This is a genomic window from Rickettsia argasii T170-B, from assembly GCF_000965185.1.
In the GTDB taxonomy this organism is placed as follows: domain Bacteria; phylum Pseudomonadota; class Alphaproteobacteria; order Rickettsiales; family Rickettsiaceae; genus Rickettsia; species Rickettsia rickettsii.
This window is the reverse complement of record NZ_LAOQ01000004.1, coordinates 39,370-54,938: the sequence shown is the minus strand read 5'-3', so window position 1 is coordinate 54,938 and position 15,569 is coordinate 39,370. Positions and strand designations below refer to the sequence as shown.

Genomic DNA, 15,569 nt, shown 5'->3' with positions numbered 1-15,569 from the left:
CTCACAATGACGAATTTGCATAGTCTAGAAACTAAAGCTCTCACCTAAATACACTTCCTTAACTTTCTTGCTATTTGCTATTTCCTTCGCACTTCCTTCTAATAATACTTTACCTTCAAAAATAACATAAGCACGGTCAACTATATCTAGAGTATCACGTACGTTATGGTCGGTAATTAATATACCTATATTAAATTCACGTAAATAAGTAATTAGATTTTTGATATCGGAAATAGCAAGCGGGTCAATACCGGCAAGCGGTTCATCAAGCATGATAAATTTAGGCTCTATTGCAAGTGCACGTGCAATCTCAAGCCTACGCCTTTCACCGCCTGATAAGCTAGCAGCGGATAAATCTTTTAAATGAACTATCGAAAACTTCTCTAACAAATTATGGGTTTTTTGTTCAATTACTTCTTTATCATTGTCAGATATCTCAACTACAGCCTTAATATTATCTTCAACCGACAATTCCCGAAATATCGAAGGTTCTTGAAGAAGATAGCCGAGTCCAAGCCTTGCTCGTAAATAAATAGGCAAGTTGGTAATATTTATATCATTTAAAAGTAATTGCCCTGAGTCCAGTTTCATTAAACCGATAATAATGTTAAAGCAAGTTGTTTTACCGGCTCCATTCGGACCGAATAAACCAACTATCTCTCCTTGTTTTATATTCAGAGATATATCAGTTAATATATTCCTTTTTTTGTAGGATTTTGATATATTTTTAACGTGTAAGCTGTCCATCTTTTTTATTTGTTAAGATTTTGTTGTGTGGATTAATTTTCAACGTCATTGCGAAAAAATTACGTAAGTAATTGACGAAGCAATCCAGTTAAAAATATTAATCTTTAGCATTTTTTAAATTATTTTCTGGATTGTCACACTTCTTGCAATCGCTTGCAATGACGTACCAATGGTAAATAGCTCTATTTTTTAATAATATCTACATAGTAGATTAGTTTATTAGTTTTTAACACATTATCGTCACGCTGTAATATTACATTACCAAGTAGAATAAGTTGTTTATTATCGCAAAAATATTTAGCACTATCTGCAAGTAATAATTCATTATTTATTTTTCTTTCTACAGTCAATTTAGTAGGGACAACTATATGATCAATAGTTTGCTTTTTATCTATTGTTTTATAAAAAATATATAATTCTTTCGTTCTAAGTATCGCATTATCGAAGTAAACAATAACATTTCCAAAATATGCTGCTTTTTGTTTGGTTCTATCAATAATTAAACTATCAGATGTGATATGTAAATTTGAAATATTTTTATCATTAGCATATATTATGGTACTAATTATAAGAAGTAACACAAGTTTAATAATAGACATCTTTCCAAATTTCGCTTCTAGAGGTAATTTAGACGTCGAATTGGTACTCGTATCCTCAAGTACTTCTTTGTACGCTGCGGTGCTGCGTTCCATGTCTCCTTTAAATTCCTCTCTATAAGCTGGTTTGGCAAGATTTCTAATCCGATAAATCGATGATTGTAGAGACATTGCCTTTAAAAATTATAATATTATTTTCATCTTTTGTATTAAAACTATCCGAAGTAATTGAAGAGTTTTTGTAAAGTAACTTAGCAGGGGAATGACCGGTTATATTCTTATTTACTAAATCAATCCTTGCATCATTAGTGTTAAATATGATCTCATCAAAAAAAAGTTTTACATCGTTTTTTAAATCTAATATGTTTGATTCTTCATCTAAAAAGCCTTCTTTCGCATTGATAATAAGAGTTTGGTCTTGATTTACGTTATAAATAACATTTATTATATCTAGTTTATATTTGTTATTCGACTCTTTTATAGCTCGTTCAGTTTTAATCTTATATGCATTTAAATTTTTATTTACTCCTTCAAAAATTGAATCTTTCAATATAATATTATACTTTAAATCAAAATTTTTATTATCTTTTAAACTTTTTTTTGTAACGTTAATATCGTTTTCTTCATGAATATAACCGCTTTTAATTAATATATATCCTATATACAAAATGCCAACTGTTATTAAAAGATATACAGATTTCCAAATTTTTTTTCGCCGTTTATAAGAAGAGGGCATAGATTTTAGCTAACCCCTATGCGTAGTAAATCATGAATATGAATAATGCCTATAATAATATTATCATCAACAATCGGTATATTAGTGATATTCTTGGCTTTCATTAAATTTAAAGCCTCTTTTGCAAATATTTCCGATGAGATATGAATAGGGTTTTTGGTCATAATGCTTGATGCTGTTTTTAAGTAGATTTGATCGTTAATATGACGACGTAAATCCTCATCGGTTATAATTCCCACCAAATTTTGGTTTTTATCTGTTACAAGTGTACAACCTAAACGTTTTTTATTCATAATAATTATAGTTTCGGTAAAGGAAGTATCTTCATATACTAAAGGTATTTCATCACCGCTACGCATTAGGTTTTTAATTTTTGTTAAATTAGCGCCGATTGTACCTCCCGGATGATAAATTTTAAAATCATCTTTAGTAAAGCCTCGTTTTTCATGTATAACAGTCATTAAAGCATCACCGAGTGATAGCATGATTAAAGATGATATAGTAGGAGCTCCAATTACAGAAGCTTCCGGGTATTCAGGTACTATTAATAAAAAATCGCTTCTTTTAGCTAAAGTAGAATTTTTATTCATTGTCATTGCAGCAATTTTTATGGAAGAGTTCTTACAATATTCAATTATATTAAATAGTTCTTTAGTTTCGCCGGAATTAGATAACATAATTACTAGATCATTTCTCGTCACCATACCTAAATCGCCGTGACTTGCTTCTGCCGGATGTAAATAAAAAGCAGGCATACCGGTTGAAGAAAAGCTAGCAGCTATTTTTCTTGCAATATAACCGCTTTTGCCTATGCCGGTTAGGATTATCCGTCCTTTGAAAGATAGTAAAAATTCTATAATTCTGTTAAAGTCTTCAGGGATATTTTCGGATAATTTTTCTAAAGCAGTTGCTTCACTAGAAATAATCCTCTTTGCGATGATTCGGTAATTATTTGTGTTGGTCATTTATTTACTCATTGTCATACCGTGGCTTGTCCACGGTATCCAGCAAATTATTAGTATTATGAGCTATTTTTGTGGATACCCGAACCGTCATTACGAGCAGCCGTAGGCTGCACGGCAATCTCATGAAATAATAACAAACTCCTGAGATTGCTTCGTCAATTACTTCGTAATTTCCTCGCAATGACGATTAAGCTTCATATCAATTAAAATACTTACGTTCTGTAATTACTTCAGCAGTTTCAGCATTATTATCTTTATTCCAAGCTCGTTTTTTACTAGAATCACGTCGCTGCTCAGGTTCTAAATTGTCCTTAGTATTATTAACATTAGTTTTTGGCTTTGTATTATTTGAAGATTTATCTTTATCGGCATTTTTAATAGTTAATTTTGCTTTGCCTTTATTATCAAAGCCTATTAGCTTAACTTTTACTATATCGCCTTGTTTTAAAACACTGCTAACCGTTTCTATTCTTTCTTCTGACACTTCACTAATATGAACAAAGCCGTCTTTATTACCTAAATAATTAATAAAAGCCCCGGAATCTAAGACTTTCATTACCGTACCGTTAAATATTTCACCGATTTCAGGTTCAACGGCAATAGCTTTAATTTTATCTAAGGCCACTTTTAGCTTATCTCTATCTGAAGCATAAACAGACACCGTACCGTCATCACTTATATCTATTTTAGCACCGCTAGTTTCACAAATTTCCTTTATTACTTTACCACCCGGTCCTATAATATCTCTAATTTTATCCTTATCTATTTTTATAGTAGTAGTAGAAGGAGCATTTTTACTTAGTTCGTTATTTGGTTTACTGATCACTTTATTCATTTGCTCCAGTATATGCAAACGACCGAGTCGTGCTTGCTCTAAAGCTACTTTCATTATTTTAAAATCTACTCCAGATATTTTGATATCCATTTGTAATGCAGTAATCCCTTCGCTAGTTCCTGCAACCTTAAAGTCCATATCACCGAAATAATCTTCATCGCCGAGAATATCCGATAATACGGCAAATTTTTTACCTTCCTTAACAAGTCCCATAGCAATACCCGCAACCGGTGCTTTTATCGGTACGCCGGCATACATTAAAGCAAGAGAACTACCACAAACAGTTGCCATTGAAGAAGAACCGTTAGACTCCGTAGTTTCAGCAACTACTCTAATGGAATAAGGAAATTGTACTTTATTAGGTAATATTGGATTAATAGCACGCCATGCGAGTTTACCGTGTCCGACTTCACGACGACTAGGTGCTTTCATCGGCATTGCTTCATTTACAGAGTAGGGCGGAAAGATATAATTGAGCATAAAACGCTCTTTATACTCCCCCTCTAAACTGTCAACTATCTGCTCATCTAAACTAGTACCGAATGTAGCACTAACTAAGCTTTGCGTTTCACCTCTAGTAAATAAAGCTGAACCATGTGCGGAAGGTAGTAAACCTATTTCGCAAGCAATTTGTCTTATATCCGTGGTACTTCTTCCATCGATACGTCTATTTTTTTCTAAAATCTCGTTACGTAATATATCTGATTCAATAGCTTTTAAAGCTGATTCGATTTGATAATTACTATATTTTTTATTTTCTATGTTGCTTACAAAGTGTGTAAGAACTTTTTCAGGTATTAAATCTAAATTAGTGCTACGTTCTTGTTTAGATTTAATTGCAAAAGCTTGTTCAATTTCTTTTACAAATAACTTCTCAATTTCTTTCTTTAATGAAGCGGGATATAAAGCTTGCATTTCAAGTTTTGGTTTTTTAGCTTCTTCTGCTAGTTCTTTAATTATCTTTATTACCGGCTGAAAGCTTTCAAATCCAAATTTTACGGCTTCTAACATTTGTTCTTCAGAGAGTAAATGAGCTTCCGATTCAACCATCATTACTGAATCTGATGTTCCTGCAACTACTAAATCAAGCTGACTTGTTTTTAATAATGCAAGTGTCGGATTTAAAACAAATTCACCATTGATTAAACCTACTTTACTTGCCGCAACTATTTCTAGATAAGGAGCAGGGGATAGGCTAAGTGCAGCCGATGCACCGATAATTGCAAGTATATCTACCGGAGCTTCAGGATCATATGAAAGAACACTGCAAGTTACATGCGTTTCATTCATAAAAGCCGGATGAAATAATGGTCTAATCGGTCTATCTATTAAACGAGATACTAAAACTTCTCTATCTGATGCTTTTCCCTCATGTTTAAAAAATCCCCCTGGTATCTTACCGGCAGCATATGCCATTTCTCTATAATTAATTGTTAAAGGAAAAAAACCTATGTCCTCTTTTGCTTTGTTAGCTACTACTGCCGTACATAATAAAACGGAATTACCCATTTTTACCGTAACTGCCCCGTCAGCTTGCCTTGCTATTTTACCTGTACTAAGCTCAAGAACTTGTCCGTTCCATGTAACACTCTTAGTTATTTCGTTAAACATCTATTTATCTCATTTCATAATTTATATTTTATTGTATTTTACCACGTCATTGCGAGGAAAATTACGAAGTAATTCGACGAAGCAATCTCAGGATATTTGACGAGATATTGCCACACAGCCTACGACTGCTCGCAATAACGATTATCCAACTATTTAATCTTTCTAATTCCTAGCTTACTTATTAAATCTAAATATTTGCTAACATTATTCTTTTTAATATAGTTAAGTAATCTGCGGCGGCGCCCGACTAAAATTAATAATCCGCGTCTTGAAGTATGATCTTTATGGTTAGATTTAAAATGCTCGGTTAAATTATTGATTCTTTCAGTTAAGATAGCACATTGCACTGCACTTGAACCGGTATCATTTTCCGTTATAGCATATTCTTTAATTAATTGTTGTTTACGTTCTGTAGTAATCGACATCGATAATTTCTCCTTAAATATATAGACTTCCAGTTTTAAAAGAAGTCTTGTGTTAAATTAAATACTCGTAAAGAATTAAAGCAACTCTTGTTTAAGCTACCTATTGCAAGCAAAGTGCCTTTATAGCGAACCCATAAAAGATCAACAGACATCTTGCCAAACTCTACTTCTAGAGGTAATTTGTATTTCAATCCGGTACTCGCATTCTCATGTACTAAAGTGTACGCTGTGGTGCTGCGTTCCGTGTTTCCTTTAAATTCCTCTCTATAAGCAAATTTGGCAAGATGTCTAAAGTCTTTTTCATAATTAAATAAACATTTCTGTCCATATTTAATTTGCTGTGCTTGGCTGTCAGTTGCATCAAGAACCAGGATGTCGTCCAGTATTGCTTCTATCTTTATACTTTTTTCCTCTAGGGAATTTTGGGTAATTTCGTCAGGCGATTTAATTCGGATAGCATTTTCTTCTTTAAATATTCCAACCTGAGTACGGCATAATTCTATCACAAATCCTAAACTTTGCAAGGACAATGCCAAATCTTCTGCTAAAGTCCTTATATAAGTACCTTTTGAGCATTCCGTATAGTATGTAGCGGTAGCATTTTTCTCATCAAAATTTAAACATTTTAGATCATAAATAGTTATATTTCGTGGCTTTAATTCTACTTTTTTTCCCTCTCTAGCCAATTTATAAGCTCTTACACCGTTAACTTTAAGAGCTGAAAAAGCCGGCGGTATTTGTGTTACGTTACCGATAAATTTAGAACATACGGCATAAGCTTCTTCTTGAGAAGGGATATAATCTTTTGTTGCTATTACTTTACCGGCATAATCGCCGCTATTGGTTTGCGTTCCGAATTTTACGGTAAAAATATAGGTTTTTCTAGCATCAATTAGCAGATGTATTAGCTTTGTAGCTTCACCTACGGCAAGCGGTAATATTCCTTCCGCTTCTACGTCTAAAGTACCGGCATGTCCTATCTTGGTTTTACCGAGTATTTTTTTTACTATGCTAACAAGTTGAGCAGAACTTATACCTCTTGGTTTATAAATATTTAACCAATAATTACTCATTTTAATTTGATTTTAACTTGACTTAAATTTAGAAAATCTTTAATATACAACTCTAGCCAATAGCAAGATAGGTTAGACCAAATAATGACGATTAACCCCAGTAATATAGAAAATTCTTCCTCTAAAATCAATAACTGTTTTTCCAAACTTACCGATTATATCTGGCCTATAAAACGCCACGAAGTTTCTAAATTTTTATTCATCACTTTATTAATGTTCTGTATTTTATTTATCCAAAATCTAATCAGAGCTTTAAAAGATAGTATTGTTACTACTATGATCGGTGCCGAGATTATCTCGTTTTTGAAGTTTTGGGGAGTGATGCCGTCAGCTTTTTTAATGACTGCTATATATGTAAAGCTTGTTAATAAGATGAAAGCAGAAAATATATTTTATCTTATTATATCAATATTTTTAACATTCTTTGCTCTTTTTGCTTACGTTATTTTTCCAAATCATGAAATGCTGCATTTCAGTCCTATAACCGTTCAAAATTTAACGGCAAGTTTACCTAATTTAAAATGGTTTATATTGCTTTTATCAAAATGGAGTTTTTCGTTATTTTATATAATAGCTGAATTATGGCCAAACGTAGTTTTCGCATTACTTTTTTGGCAGTTTGTTAATAATATTACTACAGTAGAAGAATCTAAAAGATTGTATCCGTTATTCGGTTTACTTAGTCAAACAGGTATTTATTTAGCAGGGCAGTTTTTAGAAAATCTAAGTAATATTAATGATTACGTAACTAATAAATTTGCATTGCAATCGTCTTTTCATACACTTTCTATACAAATTATACTAACTATAGTATTAATTTTAGGAATAATAGCTATTAAAACTTTTTGGTTGCTTAATCATAAAGTACTAGACAAACAGCATATGGCATTACTCAGGTTTAAAGCAAAGAAAAAATCTATGACTATTGCCGAAAGTTTTCAGATGCTTCTATCGTCGAGACATATTAGATTAATTGCAACTTTGCTTATCTGCTATGGCATTGCCATTAATTTAGTAGAAGGTCCTTGGAAAGCAGCAGCTACTAAAATTTATAAAACTCCAACCGAATATGCAGCTTTTATAGGAAGTTATTTGAGCTATACCGGAGTATTTACTATTTTATTTGTAGTACTTGGTTCAAATATAGTTAGAAGACTTGGCTGGTTTACGGCGGCTGTTATCACCCCTTTAATAGTTTTTATTACCGGTATATTATTTTTTTCCGTTAATAATTTTGAAAGATTTGCCGGCTTAATAATAGCAAATGTTATTCTAACCGATCCTGCTTTAATTGCTATAACAATAGGTGCTATTCAAAATGTGCTTAGTAAATCAAGCAAATATACCTTATTTGATTCAACAAAAGAAATGGCCTATGTTCCTTTAGATCCGGAAATAAAAATAAAAGGCAAAGCTGCTGCCGACGTGATAGGTACAAAACTCGGTAAATCTGGTAGTGCATTTTTACAATCATTGGTATTTATAATATTACCTTCCGCTAGTTATCAATCTATTTCCATCTGTTTAATGATTATATTTATAATTACTTGCTTAACCTGGCTTTGGGCAACTAAAGCACTCGATAAAGAATATAAAAATTCTATTAAATTTTCTCAATAATGTTAGTTTTTTCTTGATATTACTAAAATCTCTATATACTATCTTTGACAGTATAACACAAACTGTGCAAAAAGGATATGTTATGTCATTCCCGCGAAAGCGGGAATCCAGAAAAAAGCGAAATAAATCGAGCTTTTAATTTAAAAATCTAGTGTGCTTAGACTTTTTAGTGACTGGATTCCCGCTTTCGCGGGAATGACATAGAGGGTAAAAATCAATGTAACAACATCGGCTTGACTACGCATCACTTACAGTTTATACTAATTAATTTTTGGTTAAATGAGAGGTTTTATGAATAAAGACGGTAACCTAGATACAAGTGAATTTGATCCTTTAGCAAATAAGGAATATACAGAAGAACAAAAGCAAACATTAGAACAAGAGCAAAAAGAATTTTTATCTCAAACTACAACCCCAGAACTAGAAGTTGACGATGGTTTTATCGTTACTTCTGCCTCTTCTGCTCAATCTCCCCCTTCAATTAGTGCTTTATCGGGCAATATCTCTCCTGACAGTCAGACATCAGACCCAATAACCAAGGCTGTAAGAGAAACAATTATACAACCGCAAAAAGATAATTTAATAGAACAAATATTAAAAGACCTGGCAGCCCTTACAGACCATGATTTAGCTGAACAAAAAAGAAAAGAAATAGAAGAAGAAAAAGATAAAGATAAAACATTAAGTACTTTTTTCGGTAATCCGGCTAATAGAGAATTTATTGATAAGGCTTTAGAAAATCCTGAGCTTAAAAAGAAATTAGAATCAATAGAAATAGCCGGCTATAAAAATGTTCATAATACATTTAGTGCCGCTAGTGGATACCCTGGTGGATTTAAACCGGTACAGTGGGAAAATCACGTAAGTGCAAGCGATCTTAGAGCAACAGTAGTTAAAAATGAAGCAGGTGATGAACTCTGTACCTTAAATGAAACAACTGTTAAAACTAAGCCTTTTACTTTAGCTAAACAAGACGGTACTCAGGTTCAGGTCAGCTCATATAGGGAAATAGATTTTCCTATAAAACTTGATAAAGCCGATGGGTCAATGCATTTATCGATGGTAGCATTAAAAGCTGATGGCACAAAGCCCTCCAAAGATAAAGCCGTATATTTCACTGCCCACTACGAAGAAGGACCAAACGGTAAACCTCAACTTAAAGAAATAAGCTCACCAAAACCTTTAAAATTTGCCGGAACCGGAGATGACGCAATAGCTTATATAGAGCATGGTGGAGAAATTTATACACTTGCGGTAACACGCGGTAAATATAAAGAAATGATGAAGGAGGTAGAACTAAACCAAGGGCAGAGCGTTGATTTATCGCAAGCTGAAGATATTATAATAGGACAGGGACAAAGTAAGGAACAACCTCTAATAACTCCACAGCAAACAACAAGTTCATCGGTTGAACCACCTCAGTATAAACAACAAGTACCGCCAATTACTCCTACTAACCAACCACTGCAACCTGAGACTTCACAAATGCCACAGTCGCAACAAGTAAATCCAAACCTTCTTAATGCAGCTACGGCTTTATCAGGCAGTATGCAAGATTTATTAAATTATGTAAATGCAGGTTTAACAAAAGAAATTGATTTAATTAAAGAAGCAGCCACGGCAATTCTTAATGATAAGAAAAGTGATATTGCTGAAAAGCAGGCTAATATCATTGCTTTAGCTGAAAATACGGTCAATAATAAAAACCTCACACCAGATACAAAAGTAGCTGGAGTCAATGCAGTATTAGAAACCATAAAAAATGATCAGAATACCCCAGACCTAGAAAAATCAAAAATGCTTGAAGCTACAGTAGCTATCGCTTTAAATTCAGAGAATCTTGAGCCGAAGCAAAAACAGCAGATATTAGAAAAGGCAGTAGATGTCGGTTTAAGTCTTAAAGATGATGCAAGTAGAGCTGCAGCAATTGACGGTATTACGGATGCTGTAATAAAAAGTAACCTTTCTACTGAAGATAAAGGGATAATGCTTATAGCAGTAGGTGATAAGGTTAATGTCTTTGAATTAAGCAATGCGGAAAAACAAAAATTATTAGGTTCTGTATTAAAGAAAGGTGTAGAAGCCCAAGTTCTCAGTCCGGCACAACAACAATTGATGCAGCAGAATTTAGATAAGATTACGGCGAAACAAACTAAAAAAGATACAATAAAAAAAGTAAATGATATTTTGTTTGATCCTCTAAGTAATACTGAATTAAAAACAACAAACATACAAGCCATTACATCTAATGTTTTAGATGGTCCGGCTACAGCAGAAGTCAAAGGCGAAATAATTCAAGAAATTACTAACACAGTTGCAGGAAGCTCGCTTGAAGCTCACGACAAAGCAGCGATTGTTAAAGGGATAAGCGAGACTATAGCTACTCATAGTGATACCTCTTTATCCTTACCTAATAAAGCACTTATTATGGCATCAGCGGAAAAAGGTATTGCAGAAAGTCAGGCCAATTTACCTGATAGAGAGCTAATGACTAAAGGGTTAGTAGACGGTATTTATGAAGGCAAAGGAGGTCCTGAAATAACTAAGGCAGTTTCTAGCGGGATCGATAATAGTAATATTAATGACTCTGAGAAAGAGGCACTTAAAAAAGCTAAAGATGCAGCGAGTGAGGCAGCTTTAGATAGAGAAACTCAAAATTTAACTGAAGGGTTAAAAGGACAGAATATAGAAGAACATAAGCCTCACGATGATATATATAACAAAGTTCGGGAAGTAATTAACACTGTTAGTCCTGTTATAGAAGCATTAGAAAAATCTAAAGAACCGGTAGTGTCGGCAGAAGAAAGAATTGTACAAGAAACTTCTAGTATATTAAATAATATATCTAAGCTTGCAGTTGAGAAAGTCAATAATTTTCGTGCTATGCTTTCTTCAAATGGTAACCTTAAAACTCTTGAAGAAAAAAAAGAGGAATCAATAAAAAAAGTAGATGAGCTGGTAAAGGCATTTGGTACTAAATCTTCTACTGAAGAACAGCAAAGTTTCATTAAAGCTAATTTAATTGATGATAAAACTTTATCTAAAGAGATACGTTTACAAACTATAGATAAGTTATTACAAGAACAAAAACGAGCAGAAGCAATTGAAAACCCTAGTGTTAAAACGGAAGATGTAAGGGTAGTATCAGGAAAGTCTAAATTAAAACCTATAAGTAAAGATAAGCCGGATATTGAAAAAGCGAAAATGGTAGTAGGAAGAGATAGAGTTAATATCAAAGGGAATATAAAAATTATGAGAGCATTAATGAATGCAAGAGATAGCATTCAGTCGGAAAATTTAAATAAATCAACACCTATTAAAAGAGAGTCGCCCCCTCCACAACGCTGATCAAGATTTGTATTCTGTATATTATCAAGGCAAGCAATGTTATTCTCGCTTCTGCGGGGATGACATAAATGATATCACAACATAATCAGGATGGTAGCTTGCCTTTATGCATTAGTTTTTCTTTCCAGCTAAACATTTTACTAAATTATTAATGGCTTGTTGTTCTTCCGTGCTATTAATTTTCATAAAATTTCTTGAAACTTCAATGCACATACGTTGATGTTGAGTATGTACGGGCTGCGGTTTATTAGCTTCTTCTAAACCTTCAAAGAAATAATCAATATTTCTATCTAAAGCTTCTGCGATTAGTACTAGCCTTCCTACAGAAATTCTATTAATTGCTTTTTCGTATTTTTGTAATTGTTGATGCGTAACATCAATTACTTCAGCCAGTTGTTGACGAGACAACCCCTTAGCGAGTCTTAAAGAATAAATTTTCTTGCCGATAAAACTATCGATTTTTTGTATAATATCGTTTTTTCTCCCCATTATCCTCTCCTTGGTTACTAATTATATCTATATTTAAAAATTTTCTTTGAACAAAAATGATATTATCCTATATTATTATAAAACATGTGGTTATTAATAATTTAATACCATTAAACTTATCCAAGTGTAAGTAGAAATAATACCATAAATTAATATTACAAGCAACTACAAAATAACATTTTTTAAGTTTTTTGTAATCATTTGGTAAATAATTATTAAAGAATAAAATTATTCCTTATCAAATAAAAATATCATAAAAACTTTAAAATTATTTTTAAAATATGAATACCTTATGTTTTAAAAACTTACTTACTGAAGCATAAATTAACAATTTATAAAAAATAAAATTTTGGTGTATTATAGAAAAATATAAAATTAATGCAAGGAAAAATTTCATTTCTATATTAATATTTCAAATCAAGGATAAAGTATAGTTTCATTTTAATTGTAAATTAATTATTTACAGCAAACTTATTTAAGATTAAATATAAAATTAATAATAACAACTTAGCTTTTATAATGAGAAAAATTTTTAATTGTCTTTACGTAGCCTTATTTAGAACAATAGAAGATGATGGCGTTGAACATTCGGGATATATGTCATTCATGATACTTTTATCTATTTTCCCTTTCCTAGTATTCTTATTAGCTTTAACAAGCTTTTTAGGAGCTTCAGAACTTGGTCAAAATTTTATACAAATTTTTCTAGAGAGTCTTCCGGAACAAGCAACGGAATCAATAGAAAAAAGAATACGCGAATTACTCAGTGCTCCTCCTCAAAGTTTAATGAATCTTGCCATAGTAGGCAGTATTTGGACTGCTTCTTCTTTTGTAGAATGTTTAAGGACTATTTTAAATCGTGTATATCAAATAAAATCTCCACCCCCTTATATAAGAAGAAGATTACTTAGTATTATACAGTTTCTTATAATTAGTGCCTTGATTACCTTTACTATGTTTCTTTTAGTGGTGATTCCAATATTATTTACAAAAATTCCGATAATATTAGAGACCATTGAAAAATATAAGATCATTTTAAATTTTATAAGATATTCTTTAATTTTAATTTTATTATTTTTAGGTGCCTCATCTTTGTATTATATATTACCTAATGTAAAACTAAATTTTATTGATGTATTTCCAGGGGCTTTATTAACTGTGATATTATGGATAATAAGCGGCTATTTGCTTTCAACTTATATAGTCTACTATAATCAATTAAATCTAATGTATGGTTCACTTGGTAGTATAATAGTTACATTAATATTCTTCTATATTATAAATATGATATTTATCTATGGTGCGGAATTTAATTATCTAATGAAAAATTATGAAAATATAGAGTGAAGTGCAGCTTAAAGCACTTCATCAGTATTTAGTTTTACAAAAATAAAATAATTAATTGAAACAATTTTCAGCAGTTTTATATTTAATATCAATCTTTATTTTAGTTGTAAAAAACAATTATTGTTTAGTTTTTAGGTTTTGTGAACAAAATACAAATTATTTAAAAAAATCCGGTTTAAATAACATAAAGCTCTCCTGAGATGATGTCGGTAATGGAGTTAAATTATATTGTGGATCGAAAGCATTCCCGTAAATTTTTTCTATTGTTTGGAGCGAACTTGGAGATTTTAAAGCCAACAATATTGACTTTAAAATAGTAAAAATTGCTATATATGGATCGGTTTCGGGGGAAGATAAGCGATGTTCTAAACGTTTGGGAAAAGCATTCGGAGTTCGTACGGCTACGCTTCTATTATTTCCACCGTACGATATATGCGTAGGAGCCATAAATTTTTTATTTATCCGTGAATAATCTAGAGTAGTAGGCATAAAAGCGAGTAGGGTGTCTAACATATAGTGACATAGCCCTTGTGCTGCTAAAATTATATAATAATCATTGAACTCGGAATTAAAATTAATATGAAAATGCATACTATTACCATAATCATCCAAAAACGGCTTAGGCGAAAAATCTATATAACCGTTTAACTGCTGTGCCATTTTTTTTAAAATAGTTTTAACATCTAATATATTTTTTATATATTGTATTAAGTTTACAGAAGGAGGGAGATCTATTTCAAATTGGTTATTGCCTTTTTCTTTTTTTATTTTAGCAATTTTAAATCTAGCTAAGTATTTTCTTGCAAGTATTTCAAATTTAGCTATATCAATATTGTGACTTAAATAAAACTCTATTTCTACGCCGATAATAGGAATTAGGTTATAGTCTTGATGAAATTGTGCTATTATTTTTTCTAGCTGTTTATTTTTTTGTAAACGACCGGATAAAGTATTAATAAAACTATTATAATTAATATGGGATATTTTCATGGAAGGATTAATAAACGGATCAGTTTATTATAAAATTTTTAATAAAACATTCAATAATTCTAGTCATAGATATATAAAAAAAAATAACTCTATAAATGAAACAGAAATAGTTGAAAACAAAAAATCTATTACTACTTATTTTAAAGCACAAGATATTTTAATTTTAAACCAAGTACATGGCAATCAAATTGTTAATGCTGATGAGTCCATAATTGCCGTACCTGAAGCAGATGGCAGCATTACAACTAAGAAAAATTTAGTATTAGCGGTACAATCGGCAGATTGTGTACCGGTATTACTTGCAAGCGGCGACGGTAAAATAATCGGAGCGGCACATGCAGGTTGGAAAGGAAGTATAAATAATATTATTAGTAATATAGTTACTAAAATAACAGAAAAAGGAGCAAAGAATTTAATAGCAGTGATAGGTCCTGCTATAGCTCAAAGTTCATATGAAGTTGATGATGAATATTATAAAGCTTTCTTAAGTAAGGATATTAACAATAAACAGTTTTTTATAAACTCTATAAAAGAAAAGCATTATATGTTTGATTTACCGGCTTTTGTAGAGTTAAAACTTAAAGAAGCAGGCGTCAAAGATATAAAAAATATTGCTGAAGATACTTACACAAATCCGTTAAAATATCCAAGTAAAAGACGCTCATATCATTTGCAAGAACCTTATAATCAGAATATATTATCAGCTATCGTAATGAAATAATGGCATTGCCAAATAAATATTGATGGTTTGAAAAAGCTACACCATTGCAAGGAGGCGTTGTTGTAT

The 15,569-nt window shown here is 31.7% G+C and carries 13 protein-coding genes; 4 read left to right on the top strand and 9 right to left on the bottom strand.

What is annotated here, in order from left to right:
• Positions 1 to 24: 24 nt before the first annotated feature.
• The 7 genes from lptB to truB form a co-directional block, all read right to left on the bottom strand.
• A complete protein-coding gene (gene lptB / locus RAT170B_RS05275; RefSeq protein WP_014014342.1) occupies positions 25 to 747 on the bottom strand; it encodes an LPS export ABC transporter ATP-binding protein in 723 nt (240 codons plus the stop codon).
• A gap of 182 nt (positions 748 to 929) precedes the next feature.
• A complete protein-coding gene (locus RAT170B_RS05270) occupies positions 930 to 1,346 on the bottom strand; it encodes an LptA/OstA family protein (RefSeq protein WP_409994159.1) in 417 nt (138 codons plus the stop codon).
• A 136-nt stretch (positions 1,347 to 1,482) separates the two neighbouring features.
• On the bottom strand, positions 1,483 to 2,079 hold the full coding sequence (gene lptC / locus RAT170B_RS05265) for an LPS export ABC transporter periplasmic protein LptC (RefSeq protein ID WP_024704554.1): 597 nt from the start codon (positions 2,077 to 2,079) through the stop codon (positions 1,483 to 1,485).
• Positions 2,080 to 2,084: 5 nt separating this feature from the next.
• Positions 2,085 to 3,044 carry an SIS domain-containing protein gene (locus RAT170B_RS05260; RefSeq protein ID WP_045805794.1) on the bottom strand — a complete coding sequence of 320 codons (960 nt, stop codon included), beginning with the start codon at positions 3,042 to 3,044 and terminating at the stop codon, positions 2,085 to 2,087.
• 199 nt (positions 3,045 to 3,243) lie between these two features.
• Positions 3,244 to 5,490 (bottom strand): polyribonucleotide nucleotidyltransferase, encoded by a 2,247-nt coding sequence (gene pnp, locus RAT170B_RS05255; protein WP_014014346.1) that lies wholly within the window; start codon positions 5,488 to 5,490, stop codon positions 3,244 to 3,246.
• Positions 5,491 to 5,639: 149 nt separating this feature from the next.
• Positions 5,640 to 5,915 carry a 30S ribosomal protein S15 gene (rpsO, locus tag RAT170B_RS05250; RefSeq protein ID WP_004995678.1) on the bottom strand — a complete coding sequence of 92 codons (276 nt, stop codon included), beginning with the start codon at positions 5,913 to 5,915 and terminating at the stop codon, positions 5,640 to 5,642.
• Between the two features lie 35 nt (positions 5,916 to 5,950).
• The gene (gene truB / locus RAT170B_RS05245) at positions 5,951 to 6,988 is read right to left on the bottom strand and encodes a tRNA pseudouridine(55) synthase TruB (RefSeq protein WP_045805793.1); all 1,038 of its coding nucleotides are present in this window, start codon (positions 6,986 to 6,988) and stop codon (positions 5,951 to 5,953) included.
• Between the two features lie 84 nt (positions 6,989 to 7,072).
• Here truB and tlc4 point away from each other — a divergent pair, with 84 nt between their 5' ends.
• Together tlc4 and RAT170B_RS05235 are read left to right on the top strand one after the other, a co-directional pair.
• On the top strand, positions 7,073 to 8,608 hold the full coding sequence (tlc4, locus tag RAT170B_RS05240) for an NTP/NDP exchange transporter Tlc4 (protein ID WP_045805792.1): 1,536 nt from the start codon (positions 7,073 to 7,075) through the stop codon (positions 8,606 to 8,608).
• A 291-nt stretch (positions 8,609 to 8,899) separates the two neighbouring features.
• A complete protein-coding gene (locus RAT170B_RS05235; RefSeq protein ID WP_045805849.1) occupies positions 8,900 to 11,956 on the top strand; it encodes a Sca4 family spreading effector in 3,057 nt (1,018 codons plus the stop codon).
• Positions 11,957 to 12,067: 111 nt separating this feature from the next.
• On the opposite strand, the gene RAT170B_RS05230 is transcribed toward RAT170B_RS05235, so the two are convergent.
• The gene (locus RAT170B_RS05230) at positions 12,068 to 12,445 is read right to left on the bottom strand and encodes a helix-turn-helix domain-containing protein (RefSeq protein WP_014014350.1); all 378 of its coding nucleotides are present in this window, start codon (positions 12,443 to 12,445) and stop codon (positions 12,068 to 12,070) included.
• Between the two features lie 519 nt (positions 12,446 to 12,964).
• Here RAT170B_RS05230 and RAT170B_RS05225 point away from each other — a divergent pair.
• Positions 12,965 to 13,792, top strand: a complete 828-nt coding sequence (locus tag RAT170B_RS05225) for a YihY/virulence factor BrkB family protein (RefSeq protein WP_014014351.1) — start codon at positions 12,965 to 12,967, stop codon at positions 13,790 to 13,792.
• Positions 13,793 to 13,948: 156 nt separating this feature from the next.
• Here the strand turns inward: RAT170B_RS05225 and RAT170B_RS05220 are convergent, their stop codons facing one another.
• Positions 13,949 to 14,782: a glutamine synthetase family protein gene (locus tag RAT170B_RS05220; protein ID WP_014014352.1), complete on the bottom strand. Its 834-nt coding sequence runs from the start codon at positions 14,780 to 14,782 to the stop codon at positions 13,949 to 13,951.
• Here RAT170B_RS05220 and pgeF point away from each other — a divergent pair.
• Positions 14,781 to 15,503, top strand: a complete 723-nt coding sequence (pgeF, locus tag RAT170B_RS05215) for a peptidoglycan editing factor PgeF (RefSeq protein ID WP_045805791.1) — start codon at positions 14,781 to 14,783, stop codon at positions 15,501 to 15,503. The genes RAT170B_RS05220 and pgeF overlap by 2 nt on opposite strands.
• Positions 15,504 to 15,569: the final 66 nt, after the last annotated feature.